Genomic DNA, 19,616 nt, shown 5'->3' with positions numbered 1-19,616 from the left:
AGTTGTTTATCCAGTACCAACTTCAGGATTATTACACATCCTTTAATCGTACCATGTAGGAATTGAAAGGTAGTACCAGATGGCAATTTGAATGACATTATTGCTTCCTTTAATCGTACCATGTAGGAATTGAAAGATCGAACAACCTTTTATGAATCCACGATTTACCTTTCCTTTAATCGTACCATGTAGGAATTGAAAGATGAAAAAATTTGTAAAAGTATTTGTGCTGAATAATCCCTTTAATCGTACCATGTAGGAATTGAAAGTCATCACCATTAGGTGTTTTAAGGTCTTTTGATACCCTTTAATCGTACCATGTAGGAATTGAAAGGTTGCTAAAGTCGATAAGGACCCGCCACTAATATTTCCTTTAATCGTACCATGTAGGAATTGAAAGCGAGGGTTTTGCCCAAAGCCTAAGGACATGAATTTTCCTTTAATCGTACCATGTAGGAATTGAAAGCTTACTAGCCGTATAATTCCGAAACATACATACTGCCACCTTTAATCGTACCATGTAGGAATTGAAAGACAACTTTATTCATTTGTTCATGACAATAAAAAATGTTCCCTTTAATCGTACCATGTAGGAATTGAAAGAGTAACCCAAAAGACTGTATCTACATGGGTGAATACCTCCTTTAATCGTACCATGTAGGAATTGAAAGTCGATACCAAAATTGCTATTATCCTGAGCAGGGATACCCTTTAATCGTACCATGTAGGAATTGAAAGATATAATACTTCCAGCTCGTTGAGGTTTGTCTAATCCTTTAATCGTACCATGTAGGAATTGAAAGTTTCATAACTATCTGTTATAATCAAATAGGTATCTTCCCTTTAATCGTACCATGTAGGAATTGAAAGAAGCAAGTGAGCAGACAAGTGTACAGGCAGATAAACCTTTAATCGTACCATGTAGGAATTGAAAGTAGTAGAGCTAACCATAAAGCGTATGCAAGAGTGGAACCCTTTAATCGTACCATGTAGGAATTGAAAGATTGTAATAGTAGACGAAGCTGGAGACTTGGAGTACCCTTTAATCGTACCATGTAGGAATTGAAAGTTGTTTTGGTGTTGTATTCTAAAATCCAAGTGCCATCCTTTAATCGTACCATGTAGGAATTGAAAGAAAAAATGAGATTTTTCTTAAGAGATTTATAAAGGTACCTTTAATCGTACCATGTAGGAATTGAAAGTTTTCTGCCGTAGCGTCTGACGAAATTACTATTTTACCCTTTAATCGTACCATGTAGGAATTGAAAGAGCATAAGTCAGAGCAGCAGCCACAGCCACAATACCACCTTTAATCGTACCATGTAGGAATTGAAAGAGTGTAATATTAGCAGGGATGTCTTTCTTATTTTCAACCTTTAATCGTACCATGTAGGAATTGAAAGTAAGGATTATAATTCATTTAATAAGACTTAAGCCTCCCTTTAATCGTACCATGTAGGAATTGAAAGCAAGCACCTCCACTGCTTTCACTACTAACAACCCAACCCTTTAATCGTACCATGTAGGAATTGAAAGTTCTTGATTGAAACCATCGAAGCTGATACCCGCTTCCTTTAATCGTACCATGTAGGAATTGAAAGTGCTTTTGTCTATTGTAGAAGCTCAACACGGCAAACCCTTTAATCGTACCATGTAGGAATTGAAACAATGATGTTAGTTGCTGGGGCTGGATGGGGTGGCGCTCCCCTTTAATCGTACCATGTAGGAATTGAAACATGTTTATATCAATATACTCCGAGGACTCCAAGGTCCCTTTAATCGTACCATGTAGGAATTGAAACCTCACTACAAACTTTTCACTGCTATAAGCAATTAAACCTTTAATCGTACCATGTAGGAATTGAAACTTGGAAATGTATTCTTTTAGCGCATTAATTCCGCTTACCTTTAATCGTACCATGTAGGAATTGAAACCATTACTACGACTTTAAAGAAGGCGTAGAAGATGGCCCTTTAATCGTACCATGTAGGAATTGAAACAAACCACCTGCAAATGAGGAAGAGTAAAAAGCGTCCTCCTTTAATCGTACCATGTAGGAATTGAAACTTGTAAGGAGTCTTAAATCGTTTAGACTCATTTTTCCTTTAATCGTACCATGTAGGAATTGAAATAAATACCATGACAACATTATTCGTAGCATTCAGCCACACCTTTAATCGTACCATGTAGGAATTGAAATATGAAGATAGGATCAAGAATTGAGACTATTGAATGTGCCCTTTAATCGTACCATGTAGGAATTGAAATTTACATTATCATAGTGAGAAAGGATATTTTGAAGCCCCTTTAATCGTACCATGTAGGAATTGAAATGTCGGGGGCGTAGATGAAGCAGGAAAGCAAAAGACTCCTTTAATCGTACCATGTAGGAATTGAAATCGAGTCCGCTTTGGCGTAAATCCCCGAAATTTACAGCCTTTAATCGTACCATGTAGGAATTGAAATTGATGTTTTTGGAGTTTTTACTATTAAATGTTAGACCCTTTAATCGTACCATGTAGGAATTGAAATTTCTTTAGATTTTGGCAACAAGCGAATATAATCTTTCCTTTAATCGTACCATGTAGGAATTGAAATGAGACCGAGCCAGTAGAGTAAGAGATATTACCGCCAACCTTTAATCGTACCATGTAGGAATTGAAATGCTTTTTAGCCTATGTCCTTTGGGCTGGGTTTTATATCCTTTAATCGTACCATGTAGGAATTGAAATTATTAATACAGTAGGAGACTTGTACGGTATTAGCGAACCTTTAATCGTACCATGTAGGAATTGAAATTCTGGAAAAAATGAAATTTATTTTCTTCGGGACCACCCTTTAATCGTACCATGTAGGAATTGAAATTTCGTATTTCCCAACCTCCATTTTGATATTGAGCGACCTTTAATCGTACCATGTAGGAATTGAAATTTGTATTCCTTTCTAAGAAACTCTATTTCCTTAGAACCTTTAATCGTACCATGTAGGAATTGAAATCAGGAGACAGAGGAGGAATTTTTGACTGGGGAGGCCCCCTTTAATCGTACCATGTAGGAATTGAAATATATCAAGACGATTTGTTGCAGACCCTTCGCAAAACCCTTTAATCGTACCATGTAGGAATTGAAATTTACCTTCTCCAGTTGCAAACATTGAAAATCTTGCAACCTTTAATCGTACCATGTAGGAATTGAAATGGTATAGCAAAAGCAATAGCAAATCAACTCATATAAACCCTTTAATCGTACCATGTAGGAATTGAAATCATAAATACGCTAGGGATGGTTTCTTTTCAGTAAACCTTTAATCGTACCATGTAGGAATTGAAATGCAATAATTATATACTTGCCAGTTCTGGAGGATACACCTTTAATCGTACCATGTAGGAATTGAAATTGTTAGAGGAGAGTTAGGAGGCATTTCGTTTGACTTCCCTTTAATCGTACCATGTAGGAATTGAAATGAAATGTATCAAAAAGCATTATCCCAAAATGTATAAACCCTTTAATCGTACCATGTAGGAATTGAAATAGCGAAATCATAATGATTTCGTTTTGCTGGAATGATCCTTTAATCGTACCATGTAGGAATTGAAATACAATATGCAACGAGTGGTTTTCTGAGTCAGTAACATACCCTTTAATCGTACCATGTAGGAATTGAAATGTGGAGCAAGTAATAGACGCAGAAATGAATCTAAAAGCCTTTAATCGTACCATGTAGGAATTGAAATTACCTAAAAAGGTTAATCACTGCTCACATGAGCATTCCCTTTAATCGTACCATGTAGGAATTGAAATCCAAGGGAACTAATTCGTATCTGTGAAGGTGCAGTCTCCTTTAATCGTACCATGTAGGAATTGAAATAAATTTGTCATTAGAAGGTCTCTTTTACCGTTTGGCCCTTTAATCGTACCATGTAGGAATTGAAATGCAACGGAGGCAATAGTGGAGGAAAACAAAGAGGCTCCCTTTAATCGTACCATGTAGGAATTGAAATGAAGGAACAGAGCAAAAGCCTACTGAATCTGACAACGCCTTTAATCGTACCATGTAGGAATTGAAATTAGCTTCAAAAGGCTTTAGTTCAGCCCTAGAAAGCGCCCTTTAATCGTACCATGTAGGAATTGAAATATCATTGCGACTTACAACTTGAATGTGTCCGGGGTACCCTTTAATCGTACCATGTAGGAATTGAAATGTGCAAACTGACGAAAGACCAAGTTCTTATTGTATTGCCCTTTAATCGTACCATGTAGGAATTGAAATGTTCAGTAGGCGTGTACTTTTTCTCAGGATTATTGACCTTTAATCGTACCATGTAGGAATTGAAATAGTGAAGCAGGTAACTGAGTAGAAGTTGTTGCAAGTCCCTTTAATCGTACCATGTAGGAATTGAAATCTTACTGAACATAAGAACCAATTATCATTTAGGGCAACCTTTAATCGTACCATGTAGGAATTGAAATGTTAGCATCGTTGACCCAAATGCTTGACAATGTTCAACCTTTAATCGTACCATGTAGGAATTGAAATATTTTCATAGGCCTATTAAATGACACATACCCAAAAACCTTTAATCGTACCATGTAGGAATTGAAATAAGCAAGTTCTATGTCAGTCTTAAATTGGTTTGTATACCTTTAATCGTACCATGTAGGAATTGAAATTCAGATACTTTCACCTTTTGAAGTATGTAAGCACCCCCTTTAATCGTACCATGTAGGAATTGAAATCTTACTGCACCCGCTGAATATGTGATTGAGCCCCCCCTTTAATCGTACCATGTAGGAATTGAAATTTCATTATTTTCAAAGAAATTCTACTATGGATTTCATCCCTTTAATCGTACCATGTAGGAATTGAAATATGACTTGATTAATTTTGAGTATATTCAGGAAGTACACCTTTAATCGTACCATGTAGGAATTGAAATTTGGTCAATACTTACTGACCCCCCTGCTCCTCCACTACCTTTAATCGTACCATGTAGGAATTGAAATTTGACTGAATATTGCTATAGTCTGTTCTAGCTACTCCTTTAATCGTACCATGTAGGAATTGAAATTACTCAAAAGTCATAGGCAATTGAGACCCAAAATTTGCCTTTAATCGTACCATGTAGGAATTGAAATTATTTTATTTTAACTCAAAACAATGATTTATTAAGTGCCTTTAATCGTACCATGTAGGAATTGAAATTTACCTTTGTATCCGTTTTGAACAACTGTACTCTGACCTTTAATCGTACCATGTAGGAATTGAAATTGATTATTTTTTATATTTGAACAAATTTAAACAAACCTTTAATCGTACCATGTAGGAATTGAAATTGGCTTTTCCCTATTTTTTGCAAACTATACAGGATTCAACCTTTAATCGTACCATGTAGGAATTGAAATAGAGAATTGCAAATTATGCTTCGCTCGAAAATTCAAAAGCCTTTAATCGTACCATGTAGGAATTGAAATGGAGCATTAACGATTGTTGATGCAGCCTTCGAGACCTTTAATCGTACCATGTAGGAATTGAAATGTTATTAGAGAATATTTTCTCAAACAGTACGATTTAAACCTTTAATCGTACCATGTAGGAATTGAAATTTGCTATAATCGTAGGGCTACCGTGATAATCGTTAGTACCTTTAATCGTACCATGTAGGAATTGAAATATTTCAAATCAGAGGTTAATTTCAAAAAGTCCATTTGTCCTTTAATCGTACCATGTAGGAATTGAAATATTTAATAAGGCTTTAGAGGATGCCAGAACACAAGCAGCCTTTAATCGTACCATGTAGGAATTGAAATGTAGCAAATCACCTGGTTCTATTTTGTCATCAAAACCCTTTAATCGTACCATGTAGGAATTGAAATGAGGCGCAACAAAGATTCAACCTTAACATCATTCTCGTCCTTTAATCGTACCATGTAGGAATTGAAATGAGGAAAAAACAGATAGAAAAAGAGTGGCTAGCTCTCCTTTAATCGTACCATGTAGGAATTGAAATGATGCTTCTTTGTGTATTTGTAGTGCTACATTAGCTCCCTTTAATCGTACCATGTAGGAATTGAAATTTGCACAGCAAGCAAGAGTAAAACAAGAGGAAATATCCTTTAATCGTACCATGTAGGAATTGAAATTTTACGATATTATCTTCAGCATTTTTCATACAGAACCTTTAATCGTACCATGTAGGAATTGAAATAAAATATTCAGCCTTACATTATACTTCTTATTGTCCCTTTAATCGTACCATGTAGGAATTGAAATACGATTTGCGAAGTGCTGCCATCTTCGTACTCGACCTTTAATCGTACCATGTAGGAATTGAAATAACCAGATGAATGAACCGTTATTTTTTTCAATAATAACCTTTAATCGTACCATGTAGGAATTGAAATGCTTCCAACTGTTGTCCTGGGAGAATGAACGTCTTGAGCCTTTAATCGTACCATGTAGGAATTGAAATATGAAAGAAAAAGATGACATCACATCATTGCTTGCATCCTTTAATCGTACCATGTAGGAATTGAAATGCCTTACAGTTCCCTAGAAAGGTGTCGTTTGCTGTACCTTTAATCGTACCATGTAGGAATTGAAATAGGCGTATTCCAACGAGTCTTTCTTTTTCTCGGATTCCTTTAATCGTACCATGTAGGAATTGAAATGTGGCAGCCGAAATTGCGAGAAAGGTAAAAGAAGAGTCCTTTAATCGTACCATGTAGGAATTGAAATGACAAATCCGTAAGCCAGCCCCTCATTCTAAAGAACACACCTTTAATCGTACCATGTAGGAATTGAAATACAATATTAACGTGCTTAATAAGCAGAACAAATCGACCTTTAATCGTACCATGTAGGAATTGAAATATGAAGAACTACAACATTCGTAGAGGTGACCTTAAAATCCTTTAATCGTACCATGTAGGAATTGAAATTTGAAAATTCGATTAACGAATCCAATAGCTAGAAGACCTTTAATCGTACCATGTAGGAATTGAAATTCACAACGTCCAAGTTTTGCACTTGACTTTGTGAATGCCTTTAATCGTACCATGTAGGAATTGAAATAGCTCAAGGAGTTTACTAGCAATATTGACCTCAACGACCCCTTTAATCGTACCATGTAGGAATTGAAATTTGCTGAAGGTATATTTGAACTTACTCCAACGTCCTCCTTTAATCGTACCATGTAGGAATTGAAATAGTAATGTCGGAATTGACATTCAATCTCTCACTAAGCCTTTAATCGTACCATGTAGGAATTGAAATTGTGGAAATGAAGCTTTGAGTTTACCCCTGCATACTTCCTTTAATCGTACCATGTAGGAATTGAAATGCTTTTCCAGAAAACGAAATTATCCTAGAGCTCTCGCCTTTAATCGTACCATGTAGGAATTGAAATGTAGAGAGTTTAACCCTGAGCAAGTTCGCCGAAACAGCCTTTAATCGTACCATGTAGGAATTGAAATTAGGGAAATATTACGCAATTCTGACTTGGCTTTTTCCTTTAATCGTACCATGTAGGAATTGAAATTATAACTAAGGTTTGTATGTCAGTTGTTGAGTTGTCCTTTAATCGTACCATGTAGGAATTGAAATTGGACGAAGATTTTATCAATACAGTCTTGTTGCCAACCACCTTTAATCGTACCATGTAGGAATTGAAATAGCCTATTGCAAAACTCTTGCAATGTCTCTTCACCTCTTCCTTTAATCGTACCATGTAGGAATTGAAATTTGTTGGAATGCCCTGCACAAAATCTGTCAAAGGCTCCTTTAATCGTACCATGTAGGAATTGAAATATTTTTAAGAGTAGGTAGAGGTATGTCCATAATCTGACCTTTAATCGTACCATGTAGGAATTGAAATTACGAAAGGCTTATCCAGCGAACACCTTCCATGACCGACCTTTAATCGTACCATGTAGGAATTGAAATGTTGCTAACCAGTGATTGAAACTATAACCTGATGCCCTTTAATCGTACCATGTAGGAATTGAAATAATGCTAAAGGGCAAAAAGGTTAGACATAGATTATCCTTTAATCGTACCATGTAGGAATTGAAATGACTTTATGGATTCTACCTGTGCCAATGAGGTAAAACCTTTAATCGTACCATGTAGGAATTGAAATGTGCAGCCAAATTGATAAGAAGACTAGCGAAGATAATTCCTTTAATCGTACCATGTAGGAATTGAAATTGTGAACATTTAATCTTCCATGTTCTTCAATGATTGACCTTTAATCGTACCATGTAGGAATTGAAATAATATAAAACAGATGCTTTTGATGTATCTATTGGCACCTTTAATCGTACCATGTAGGAATTGAAATCCAGTAACTAAAGGAACTGTTAGCCTAAAGATTAAACCCCTTTAATCGTACCATGTAGGAATTGAAATTTGTTTAGCCAAACAAATAATTCTAATCCATTACGCCTTTAATCGTACCATGTAGGAATTGAAATTTATTTGGGGTCAAATGGCCAAAGCCACACCTGTCACCTTTAATCGTACCATGTAGGAATTGAAATTTACTACTACTAATACAGTTGCGACAAACGTAAATACCCTTTAATCGTACCATGTAGGAATTGAAATGAGCTTTCTGAGCCTGATATTGTCTTGGTGGTAGTAGTCCTTTAATCGTACCATGTAGGAATTGAAATAAACGTGGAATAAATCGAGTGCATTGAACCACGTGACGCCCTTTAATCGTACCATGTAGGAATTGAAATTTACTACTACTAATACAGTTGCGACAAACGTAAATACCCTTTAATCGTACCATGTAGGAATTGAAATTTTTTACAGGCTTAGGCTCTATCAAATCTATGTCAAACCTTTAATCGTACCATGTAGGAATTGAAATAGTATCAAGCACAGCTACAATTTGACCCCAAAAAATCCTTTAATCGTACCATGTAGGAATTGAAATTTTGAATTTTGTTTGCCAAAAATATTTAGCCCCCATGTCCTTTAATCGTACCATGTAGGAATTGAAATCTGTAAAGGCATTCGAGAAAATGGTCAATCTTGGTCTCCTTTAATCGTACCATGTAGGAATTGAAATTGAAATTTCCTGAAATTGTGAATAATATTTGTATCCTTTAATCGTACCATGTAGGAATTGAAATGACATTCGCAAAAGGATGTCTGAATTATTCAAATGACCTTTAATCGTACCATGTAGGAATTGAAATCTGGCAGAGTTCCAGTAGAACGTGTTTGCTGTTAAGCCTTTAATCGTACCATGTAGGAATTGAAATGGCACTTCCAAGACTACATTGGGTGTAATTATGGCTGTCCTTTAATCGTACCATGTAGGAATTGAAATGTTGCAAAATATCCAACAACAAATCGAAAAAAATACTACCTTTAATCGTACCATGTAGGAATTGAAATGCGCCTCCTATTAACATAATTCGCTTTTTATCCATGACCTTTAATCGTACCATGTAGGAATTGAAATTAGAATTATCCTTCTTTATATTTATTTGAGCCTCTTCCACCTTTAATCGTACCATGTAGGAATTGAAATAACCTCCTCTAAAACAAAACCAGATGCCTCAATCGCCCTTTAATCGTACCATGTAGGAATTGAAATTAAATCCTTTTCAACCCGACGTCCTACAACAATATCCTTTAATCGTACCATGTAGGAATTGAAATAATGCTAATTTTGTTTTTGCAGATGTATTATAGTACCTTTAATCGTACCATGTAGGAATTGAAATTAAATTGACGTTGTGGCATAAAAATTCTAGTTTCTCCTTTAATCGTACCATGTAGGAATTGAAATAATATAGCTCTTTCAATTTCATTTTCCTTTCCTTCCTTTAATCGTACCATGTAGGAATTGAAACCGTACTACATCTTCTTCCGTTTTGGCATCTTTTAGCCTTTAATCGTACCATGTAGGAATTGAAACAGCTAAAATTGAACAGGCTTTGCTTACTGCCCAGCCCTTTAATCGTACCATGTAGGAATTGAAACTTGGTTAATACTGATTCCACGCTTGCAACTCGGTACTGCCTTTAATCGTACCATGTAGGAATTGAAACCTAGCGAATATGTACAGAAATTTAATACCTTTTTACCTTTAATCGTACCATGTAGGAATTGAAACTGGAACGACATAAAGGAATCTAAACCCTTTTTGGGCCTTTAATCGTACCATGTAGGAATTGAAACCCAATCTTTCTACTAGGGTTTTGACTTCTCCTTCAAGCCTTTAATCGTACCATGTAGGAATTGAAACATCAGGAGCATAAAGAATAGTTCCTTTTTGACTAAGTACCTTTAATCGTACCATGTAGGAATTGAAACTTTCGAAGGGTCACAATAGTCTTTTTCTGTTCTTTTCCTTTAATCGTACCATGTAGGAATTGAAACAACATTATCAATCCTGTTTCGAGAGTAGTCACCACCTTTAATCGTACCATGTAGGAATTGAAACGAGACATTTCTTTTAAGAGAACACATAGATGTATTCTCACCTTTAATCGTACCATGTAGGAATTGAAACAGAATTGCTTTTGCTCTGCTGGTGACATTTTTTCGACCTTTAATCGTACCATGTAGGAATTGAAACGCGTTTGTGGGAAGGGATAACCACTTTTACTTCCCCTTTAATCGTACCATGTAGGAATTGAAACTAACTCAAGATCAATGAAACTTTCATCACTCACACCTTTAATCGTACCATGTAGGAATTGAAACAGGAATCTCAACGACGGCATAAGTTATGCCCTTTATTTCCTTTAATCGTACCATGTAGGAATTGAAACTGATTAATCACTTTGAGCGTACTACAGGTATTATCCCTTTAATCGTACCATGTAGGAATTGAAACAGCGTCATAGATGACTCTGTCAGCACTAACTTTTAAGCCTTTAATCGTACCATGCAGGAATTGAAACAGAGTATTCCGACAAGAACTCAAAAACCAGCTACTCCTTTAATCGTACCATGCAGGAATTGAAACGATAGATGTTCCCCGCATTCTGTCTACTTGCCGACCTTTAATCGTACCATGCAGGAATTGAAACAGCTCCTCCCTGATGATGTTGTAAAGCTTTCTTCGCTCCTTTAATCGTACCATGCAGGAATTGAAACAGAGTATTCCGACAAGAACTCAAAAACCAGCTACTCCCTTTAATCGTACCATGCAGGAATTGAAACATGCGTTCTGGGTAAATATCCTCAAAGGTTTTAACACCTTTAATCGTACCATGCAGGAATTGAAACGTTTTTAATAGCTCTATTTTTTCCTCGGCTGTAACTTCCTTTAATCGTACCATGCAGGAATTGAAACGTTATTTGCTTTGTTAGTTGGGAATTGAACTGAAGACCTTTAATCGTACCATGCAGGAATTGAAACATTAAACCAATTTCGAGATAATTCATAGCCTGTCATCCTTTAATCGTACCATGCAGGAATTGAAACGTTTAAAATATAAGCAAGCGCTTGGAGAGCTATCAAAACCTTTAATCGTACCATGCAGGAATTGAAACTCGTGACTCCCAATCAGATGGGAAATAGATAAGGTTCCTTTAATCGTACCATGCAGGAATTGAAACAACCAAAAAGCCCCTGAAAATGGGGCTTAAAACTAAACCTTTAATCGTACCATGCAGGAATTGAAACAAGCTTGCCTTTTTCCGTTATCCTTACATATTCCTCCTTTAATCGTACCATGCAGGAATTGAAACTCACAACCTTATGGCAAATCAATTGTGGGGAATTGTCCCTTTAATCGTACCATGCAGGAATTGAAACTGTATTCAAGTTGATGATGAAGGCAATAGGACTGCCTTTAATCGTACCATGCAGGAATTGAAACTGAATCAACCATATTGACCTAATATTTCTTTTAGGTCCTTTAATCGTACCATGCAGGAATTGAAACGGTGTTTCCCTGGTTTATTTTAAAAACTTTTTCATTACCTTTAATCGTACCATGCAGGAATTGAAACACTGAGCAAGGCTTTCAAAATCATTCACAATGCTATCCTTTAATCGTACCATGCAGGAATTGAAACTATACTGAAGCTCTGACAATTGATCTTGTAGGCGCTTCCTTTAATCGTACCATGCAGGAATTGAAACAGGAAAAGGAGTATCAGCAAAATGCAATAGCGTTTCCTTTAATCGTACCATGCAGGAATTGAAACAGCATTTGAAATTTTGCTGGAATGTTGTGTTCAGAGCACCCTTTAATCGTACCATGCAGGAATTGAAACAGAATCCGAGTAATGACGACCTTCGTTACATTCTCTGCCTTTAATCGTACCATGCAGGAATTGAAACTCGAAAGACTGGATACGCCCGGTCTTGATGAATCTCCCCTTTAATCGTACCATGCAGGAATTGAAACTTACGGTCTGCATGCCAAATAAACCGTCCTGTCTTACCCTTTAATCGTACCATGCAGGAATTGAAACGTCAAAACTCTTGTCTTTTACGGTAGGCATATACACCTTTAATCGTACCATGCAGGAATTGAAACTTGTAATTTTCCCATCTCCTGTAGCACTGACAAAGCCTTTAATCGTACCATGCAGGAATTGAAACCCAAAAAAAGCTTCGGTATAAACCGAATGCTCTGGCCTTTAATCGTACCATGCAGGAATTGAAACTTTCCTACCATAATAGATAATTGACCTCTAATAATTCCTTTAATCGTACCATGCAGGAATTGAAACCCAAGCACGTGCGCTTTCATAAAGTAGAGCAAAAACCTTTAATCGTACCATGCAGGAATTGAAACAATTCTGGAGCTGTTTGTTTGGCAGTATCGGTTAGATACCTTTAATCGTACCATGCAGGAATTGAAACTTTTGCCCAAAACAGGTGAAATGAGAGAGCCTAAAATTCCTTTAATCGTACCATGCAGGAATTGAAACTAATCAGGTGAAAATAATAATTCACTTGTGGCTGAATCCTTTAATCGTACCATGCAGGAATTGAAACTAATTTACGCTCGAATCTGCAAATAGTGTAACCTCCCTTTAATCGTACCATGCAGGAATTGAAACCCGCCTAGGATATAGTTAATAGTCCTAATCTTTTTCCTCCCTTTAATCGTACCATGCAGGAATTGAAACGTATCAAAAGGGCATATAGCACTATTTTCAAAAATACCTTTAATCGTACCATGCAGGAATTGAAACAAAGGCGATGGCTCAACTTGCTCAGCAAATGGCTGACCTTTAATCGTACCATGCAGGAATTGAAACCCATTATGATTCGTTGAGTCTCCTAATAAAAGAAACCTTTAATCGTACCATGCAGGAATTGAAACACTTCATCTTTCGGAGCTTCTTATACAACTATTGTCACCTTTAATCGTACCATGCAGGAATTGAAACTAATCTACATCATAGCTACTTATAGACATTTTATCATCCTTTAATCGTACCATGCAGGAATTGAAACACAAAAACAAGCGTTAAACACCGACCAGATTGGCACTCCTTTAATCGTACCATGCAGGAATTGAAACTTACTCTCTACAAATCATTTTTGTAATTAATCATACCTTTAATCGTACCATGCAGGAATTGAAACAAGACCAAGCAATCTTTAAAAAAGAGATTGATAAACCTTTAATCGTACCATGCAGGAATTGAAACAGCCAAGAACAATTACTATTTAAAGAGCAAGTAGAACCTTTAATCGTACCATGTAGGAATTGAAACTTTTAGAACCATACCTTTTTTCAATTTCTTTTTGTACCTTTAATCGTACCATACAGGAATTGAAACACCAATTTTGATTCCGATTTTTTCCATATATTCCCTTTCATCGTAGCATGTAGGAATTTAACTATGAGCAACTTGATTCAGCAAGTACGACTATTGACCGTGTAATCGTACCACGTAGGAATTGAAATAAATTATTTGAATCAATTCTTGTTACAAATTCGGGTCTTTTAATCGTGTCATATAGGAATTGGAATAACATTCGTACGTTCATTTTGTGGATGCTCCACGAAGTCTTTAATCGTACTATTATAAATAGAAATATTAAATGACTTTGAATTCTTTCAGAGTTATTTAGCGAAAAAGTACATAATATGTTTGTTTGCTAACCGAACATTTAGCCTATTTGTATAATAAACAAATAGACAAACAGAATATGAAAGAACAGATTATTAAAGCACTTGAGGAGTCAAAAGAAAGTCTTTATAAGAGGCTAGAAGAGGAAATAAAAAAACTCTCTGATGACGAAATCAATAACTATCTAGACTCAATTCTGAAAATCAATCAAATGATTGAAGAACTCAAACTATAAAATGGCGAAAGCCCAATTAAAGATAATGATAGAAATCTCTGGCGTTAAAACTGATGATGTTCTTAATCAAGCTAAAGAGCTAATTGAGAATGCAAAGAATTTTCTAATTTTAGAGGGAAAAATCATCGAATTAAGTGACTGGCTTACAATAAAAAACTATTGTAAAAAGTACGCTATAGCGGATGAGTCTGTTGTCACAAATTGGATTCGGCGAGGAATTATACCAGAAGATGATATTCGTGTATTTCCAGAGTTTAATAGTATTAGATTGGTAAGAGATAAAAAATATAAATAGATATTATCATAGTCTATATTTTAAGTGCAAAAGACCACCCTGTCTTTATCTGTAAAATTTTGTTCCATCTGAAGACTCAGAGTCAATGTCGCAAATTTTAGAAGAATTAGTTTAAATACTTTTATTTACGGGTTGTTTCAATCGCTTCAATATACCTAAGAAAATCCCCGCAGACTTGGTTTCCTCCGGTCATTTGCGGGGATTTGATGCTTTATTCGGATTTGAAATTTGTTACATTTTCATGAATAGATGGCTGGTCGATAACTTTGGTGGCTTTTACCGATTTGAGTCGGACATTCTCGATTGGTAATTCTTTTTGTCCTAGGATTCTCGAAATAAATTTCACCTCTGTTGCTTGTACGTTATCCAGAAATACATTTTTGATAGGAGTAAGCCTTTTTTCAAAAGTCTGTACTAGATTCCTCCACTGATATAATACGTCGGTTTCAATACCTAAAATACCTTGATCAATTTTTCCTGACTTTACGTTTTCAACATAAATATGATCAACATAACCGCCCATTCTTTCATTGGTTTTGATAAATAACAAATGAAAGAGCTTCGCACCGTCTACCACCTCGCAGTTTTGTATCCAAACATTCTCAATGCCTCCCGATAACTCACTTCCTATGGCTACAAGTTGATGTCCATTTTTGACTAAACAATTTCTAATAATGATATTCTTTGAGGGTGTTTTTAATCTCCATCCTTCTGGATTTCGTCCAGATTTGATTGCTATGGCGTCATCGCCTTGATCAAATACACAGTTTTCTATCAATACATTTTGACTCATTTCGGGGTCTACGCCATCGTTGTTGTGTCCATGGGCATATACATTTACTTTACGAATACTTACGTTTTTGCATAGGTATGGATGTATTGTCCAAAAAGGGCTATTCTGAATCGAAATGCCTTCGAGTAACACATTCTCGCAACGATTAAATTGAATAAATTGTGGTCGTAAATGTGCGGTGTCGTTTACCATTTGGCGCTGAATAACAGGGGTATAGCTGATTCCTTGTAGATACAAACGCTTGATGCTTTCCATGTGTGGCTTTGGTCTTGCAAACCAAATTTTCCATATATCCATTTGTGCTTTTACTTCCCCTTCTCCTGTAATTGCTACGTTTTTGCACTGATAGGCATAAATTAGGGGCGAATAGTTATAACATTCCATGCCTTCCCAAGTGCTGTGTACTGCTGGTAAATAGTCTGTTGGATTACCCGAAAATAAAAGTGTTGCCCCTTTTTCAAGATGTAAATTGACATTGCTCTTCAAATGAATTTTACCTGTTAACCACTCTCCAGCAGGTACTACAACCGTGCCTCCTCCTAATTTATTTGCTTTTGTGATGGCTTTTGAAATAGCTAGAGTTGTTTTTTCTTGATTTCCTTTTTCTGCACCAAAATCGATAATTGATAATTTGGGAGATTTACTAAAATTTGGAGCCGTTACCTTAACTGTGCCAAAGGGAGCTTTAATGGTTGTAGTTGTAAAGGTAATTGGATTGTCTTTTTTGAAACTACAAAAAAGGAATATCATCAAGAATACAATCGTGTTTTTTAGAAATGTCATATCATTGGGATTTATTTTGGACGAAAATAATATCTCCTGAGTAGGCAAGCGTCCTGTTGCATAGTGTTCTACCGCTGATTCAGGATGCTACGTAAAAATGTATCATATCTTCGGAATTCTGTATAAGCCTTAGCACAACTTCACCTTGTAATTTTGTCCTATCAAACTAAACAATTATTCTCATGTCAAAAGTAATTCTTATTACAGGCGCTTCTCGTGGATTCGGGAAAATTTGGGCAAAGGCTCTTTTAGAACAAGGTCATAAAATAGTAGCTACAGCACGCAATACACAGGATTTGAATGACTTGGTAGAGTCTTTCGGTTCGCAAATTTTACCTTTGCCTTTAGATGTCACCAATCGTGAACAGGTATTGGATACAGTTGCAAAAGCAAACGAACATTTTGGTCGTATCGACGTCCTTATCAACAATGCGGGATATGGTCTTTTTGGGGCTGTCGAAGAAACGACTGAAGCTGAAGCTCGCCAACAAATGGAGGTGAATTTCTTTGGACTATTATGGGTTACTCAGGCGGTATTGCCTTATATGCGTGCCCAACAGTCGGGACATATTATTCAGGTTTCGAGTGTTTTAGGTTTATTCACTTTGCCAACGCTTGGTTTGTATAATGCATCAAAATTTGCGGTTGAAGGCTTAAGCGAAACGTTAGCTACAGAAGTAAAAGCGTTTGGAATTCATGTTACTTTGATTGAGCCTAATGGCTTTTCAACGGATTGGGCAGGAGCATCTGCCGCACAAACACAGGAAATCCCAGCTTATGACGCCTTAAAAACGGCTTTCAGAAATGGCAGTACTCCCGATAGTTATGGCAAGCCCGAAGCGACTGTTGAGCCTGTACTCAATTTGATTGCTTCGCCTGAACCTCCTTTAAGATTGATTTTAGGAAAAGTGGGCTATCCAATTGTAAAATCTGTGTACGAGCAGCGACTTGCTTCTTGGGAAGAAAATAAAGAAATTAGTGCCAAAGCTCATGGACATTAAGTATTAGTGCTGAATGATGAGTTGTGAATTTTAAATGAAAATTTTCAATATTTTACATTCAAAATTGACTAAATATTATTTTGCACGATTATTTAAGAATGAAGCTATTTAAACTTTCGTAAAATTGCTTGCGTAAGCAATGAATTTATACTGTTTGAGCGCAGCGAGTTTATAAATTCTTGATTTTTTTGTTACTTTTTGTATTAAGACAAAAAGTAAGACGAAGAATTAATCAATAAAACATGTTTTTTGAAAAGTTTAAACAGCTTCAATATCAAGTTTTAAACTTTGTTGAATAAACCCTCAAGCAGGCAACTTTAACCGTTTGCTTGAGGGTAGCTTGAAGTATAAACCGCATATTTGTAATTTTACCAGCGTTGCAATTTTCAGAACGATTCTTATCTTATTTTTTATAAAAATCATCAAAAATGAAAGCCATCGGATTCAAAACCTCATTGCCTATATCGTCTCAAGAAAGTTTTATCGAGTTTGAAACTCCAACACCTAATCTGTCAGGACGAGACTTGTTGGTGAAAATTCAAGCGGTATCTGTCAATCCTGTAGATACAAAAATCCGTCAAAATACAGCAAAAGATACTGTTTTAGAGAATCCCAAAATTATCGGTTGGGATGCTGTTGGTATCGTCGAAGCTGTAGGAGAGGAGGTATCTTTATTCAAAGTAGGAGACGAGGTTTTTTATGCAGGAGATATCACTCGTGCTGGGAGTAATGCTGAATATCAGTTAGTTGACGAAAGAATTGTTGGTAAGAAACCTACCTCTCTTTCGATTGAAGCTTCGGCTGCTATGCCATTGACTGCCCTCACGGCTTGGGAAACGTTGTTTGACCGTATGCGTTTAAGCTCAGAAAAAGATAAGGGTAAAACTCTTTTGATTATTGGTGGTGCTGGAGGAGTTGGTTCTATTGCGATTCAGCTTGCTAAAAAATTATTAGGTCTAACCGTAATTGCTACGGCATCGCGACCTGAAACAATAGCATGGTGTAAAAAAATGGGTGCCGATGTGGTTGTAAATCACAAAGATTTGGTCAATGAGGTGCGTCAAGCAGGTTTTCATTTTGTTGATTTTATTTATGATGCGGTCGATGTCAATGGATATTGGGATGCCGTTGTCGAACTCATCAAACCTCAAGGACATATCAATTCCATTACAGGAAGTGGTACGCCCATTTTGATCAATAAACTCAAAACGAAAAGCGTGACTTTTTCTTGGGAGTTTATGTACACTCGCTCATCTTTCCAGACCGAAGATATGATCGAACAATATCATATTTTGAATAGAGTTTCCGCTTTGCTAGAGGAAGGAACCTTGATTTCGACTCATCAGAACACGCTTACAGGACTAAGCGCTGAAACCTTCAAAAAGGCACACGCCCAATTAGAGTCGGGAACTACTATCGGGAAATTGGTCGTTAAATATTAGTGTGACATACTTTAATCCACTATTTCAAGACTTAGTCTCATTATCAATATCTTACAAGATGTATTTCTTGGTAAAGTCAAAACATTATGGAACATTACAAAACTATCACCGAGTTGCATGAGCGTAGTGGTTATCCGCTTCCTGAGCATCCTATGATAAGCTTGCTGACTTGCCAGGAGCTTTCGACATGCTCATGGGGCAACAGTAAGTTTACGGCTGATTTTTATATGATAGCGCTCAAAAAAATCAAATCGGGGACTTTTTTGTATGGCAAAACCAAATATGACCACGATAATGGGTCTATGTCATTTGTGAAGCCACGACAGGTTTTGGAAATCAATAATGTTGAACTTTCCGAAAAAGCCTTTGTGATTTATGTTCATGAAGATTATTTGCTGGGGCATCCTATGCACGATGAAATCAAAAAATATGGCTATTTCGATTATGAAATCAACGAGGCTTTACACCTTTCGCCAAGTGAGGAGTTGATTATGTGGGAATTGTATGAAAAAATTGGCGTTGAATATCGAAATAACCAAGACGAGTTTAGCAAGGATATTATCTTAGCTCATCTTGATTCGATTCTTAAATATGCACAGCGTTTTTACAAAAGGCAATTTATCAATCGTACTCAATTGTCAGGAGGAACAGTTTCGAGGTTTCAGAAAATATTAAGAATGTACTTCGAAAGTGGTAAAGTACAACAATTTGGCTTACCATCTGTCCATGCCATTGCTAGTGAACTTCATACTTCTGCTCGTTATTTGAGTGATTTATTAAAGCAAGAAACAGGAAAAACGGCACTAGAACATATCCATATTTTCTTGATTGATGAAGCCAAAAACCTTTTGCTAGGTACTGACAAAACCGTTGCCGAAACAGCCTATCAGCTAGGTTTTGAAAACCCTCCTTATTTTTCCAGATTATTCAAAAAAGAGGTAGGACTTACTCCAGTAGAGTTTCGCTTGAAAGGATAGAGGGGTTAATGAAAGTTCTGTA

Annotated in this window: 6 protein-coding genes and 1 CRISPR repeat array (1 of these 7 cut by a window edge); of the genes, 5 read left to right on the top strand and 1 reads right to left on the bottom strand. The window is 36.3% G+C overall.

What is annotated here, in order from left to right:
* Positions 1-13,902: direct repeats of the CRISPR family, unit length 30 nt; unit sequence CCTTTAATCGTACCATGCAGGAATTGAAAC; it reaches 18,844 nt to the left of the window's first position.
* 245 nt (positions 13,903-14,147) lie between these two features.
* On the top strand, positions 14,148-14,303 hold the full coding sequence (locus QM481_RS06720) for a hypothetical protein (protein ID WP_283381166.1): 156 nt from the start codon (positions 14,148-14,150) through the stop codon (positions 14,301-14,303).
* 1 nt (position 14,304) lies between these two features.
* Complete coding sequence (locus QM481_RS06715; RefSeq protein ID WP_283381165.1) at positions 14,305-14,598, top strand: hypothetical protein; 294 nt, start codon at positions 14,305-14,307, stop codon at positions 14,596-14,598.
* Positions 14,599-14,809: 211 nt separating this feature from the next.
* Here the strand turns inward: QM481_RS06715 and QM481_RS06710 are convergent, their stop codons facing one another.
* The gene (locus QM481_RS06710) at positions 14,810-16,174 is read right to left on the bottom strand and encodes a glycoside hydrolase family 28 protein (protein WP_283381164.1); all 1,365 of its coding nucleotides are present in this window, start codon (positions 16,172-16,174) and stop codon (positions 14,810-14,812) included.
* 182 nt (positions 16,175-16,356) lie between these two features.
* On the opposite strand from QM481_RS06710, the gene QM481_RS06705 reads away from it, so the two are divergent.
* The 3 genes from QM481_RS06705 (at position 16,357) to QM481_RS06695 (ending at position 19,594) form a co-directional block, all read left to right on the top strand.
* Positions 16,357-17,175: an oxidoreductase gene (locus tag QM481_RS06705; protein ID WP_283381163.1), complete on the top strand. Its 819-nt coding sequence runs from the start codon at positions 16,357-16,359 to the stop codon at positions 17,173-17,175.
* Between the two features lie 428 nt (positions 17,176-17,603).
* On the top strand, positions 17,604-18,617 hold the full coding sequence (locus QM481_RS06700; protein WP_283381162.1) for a zinc-binding alcohol dehydrogenase family protein: 1,014 nt from the start codon (positions 17,604-17,606) through the stop codon (positions 18,615-18,617).
* An 86-nt stretch (positions 18,618-18,703) separates the two neighbouring features.
* A complete protein-coding gene (locus QM481_RS06695) occupies positions 18,704-19,594 on the top strand; it encodes a helix-turn-helix domain-containing protein (RefSeq protein WP_166551537.1) in 891 nt (296 codons plus the stop codon).
* The last annotated feature ends 22 nt before the right edge of the window (positions 19,595-19,616 follow it).

This window comes from Flectobacillus rivi (genome assembly GCF_030056655.1).
Classification (GTDB): Bacteria; Bacteroidota; Bacteroidia; order Cytophagales; family Spirosomataceae; genus Flectobacillus; species Flectobacillus rivi.
This window is presented reverse-complemented; position numbering and strand designations above follow the sequence as displayed.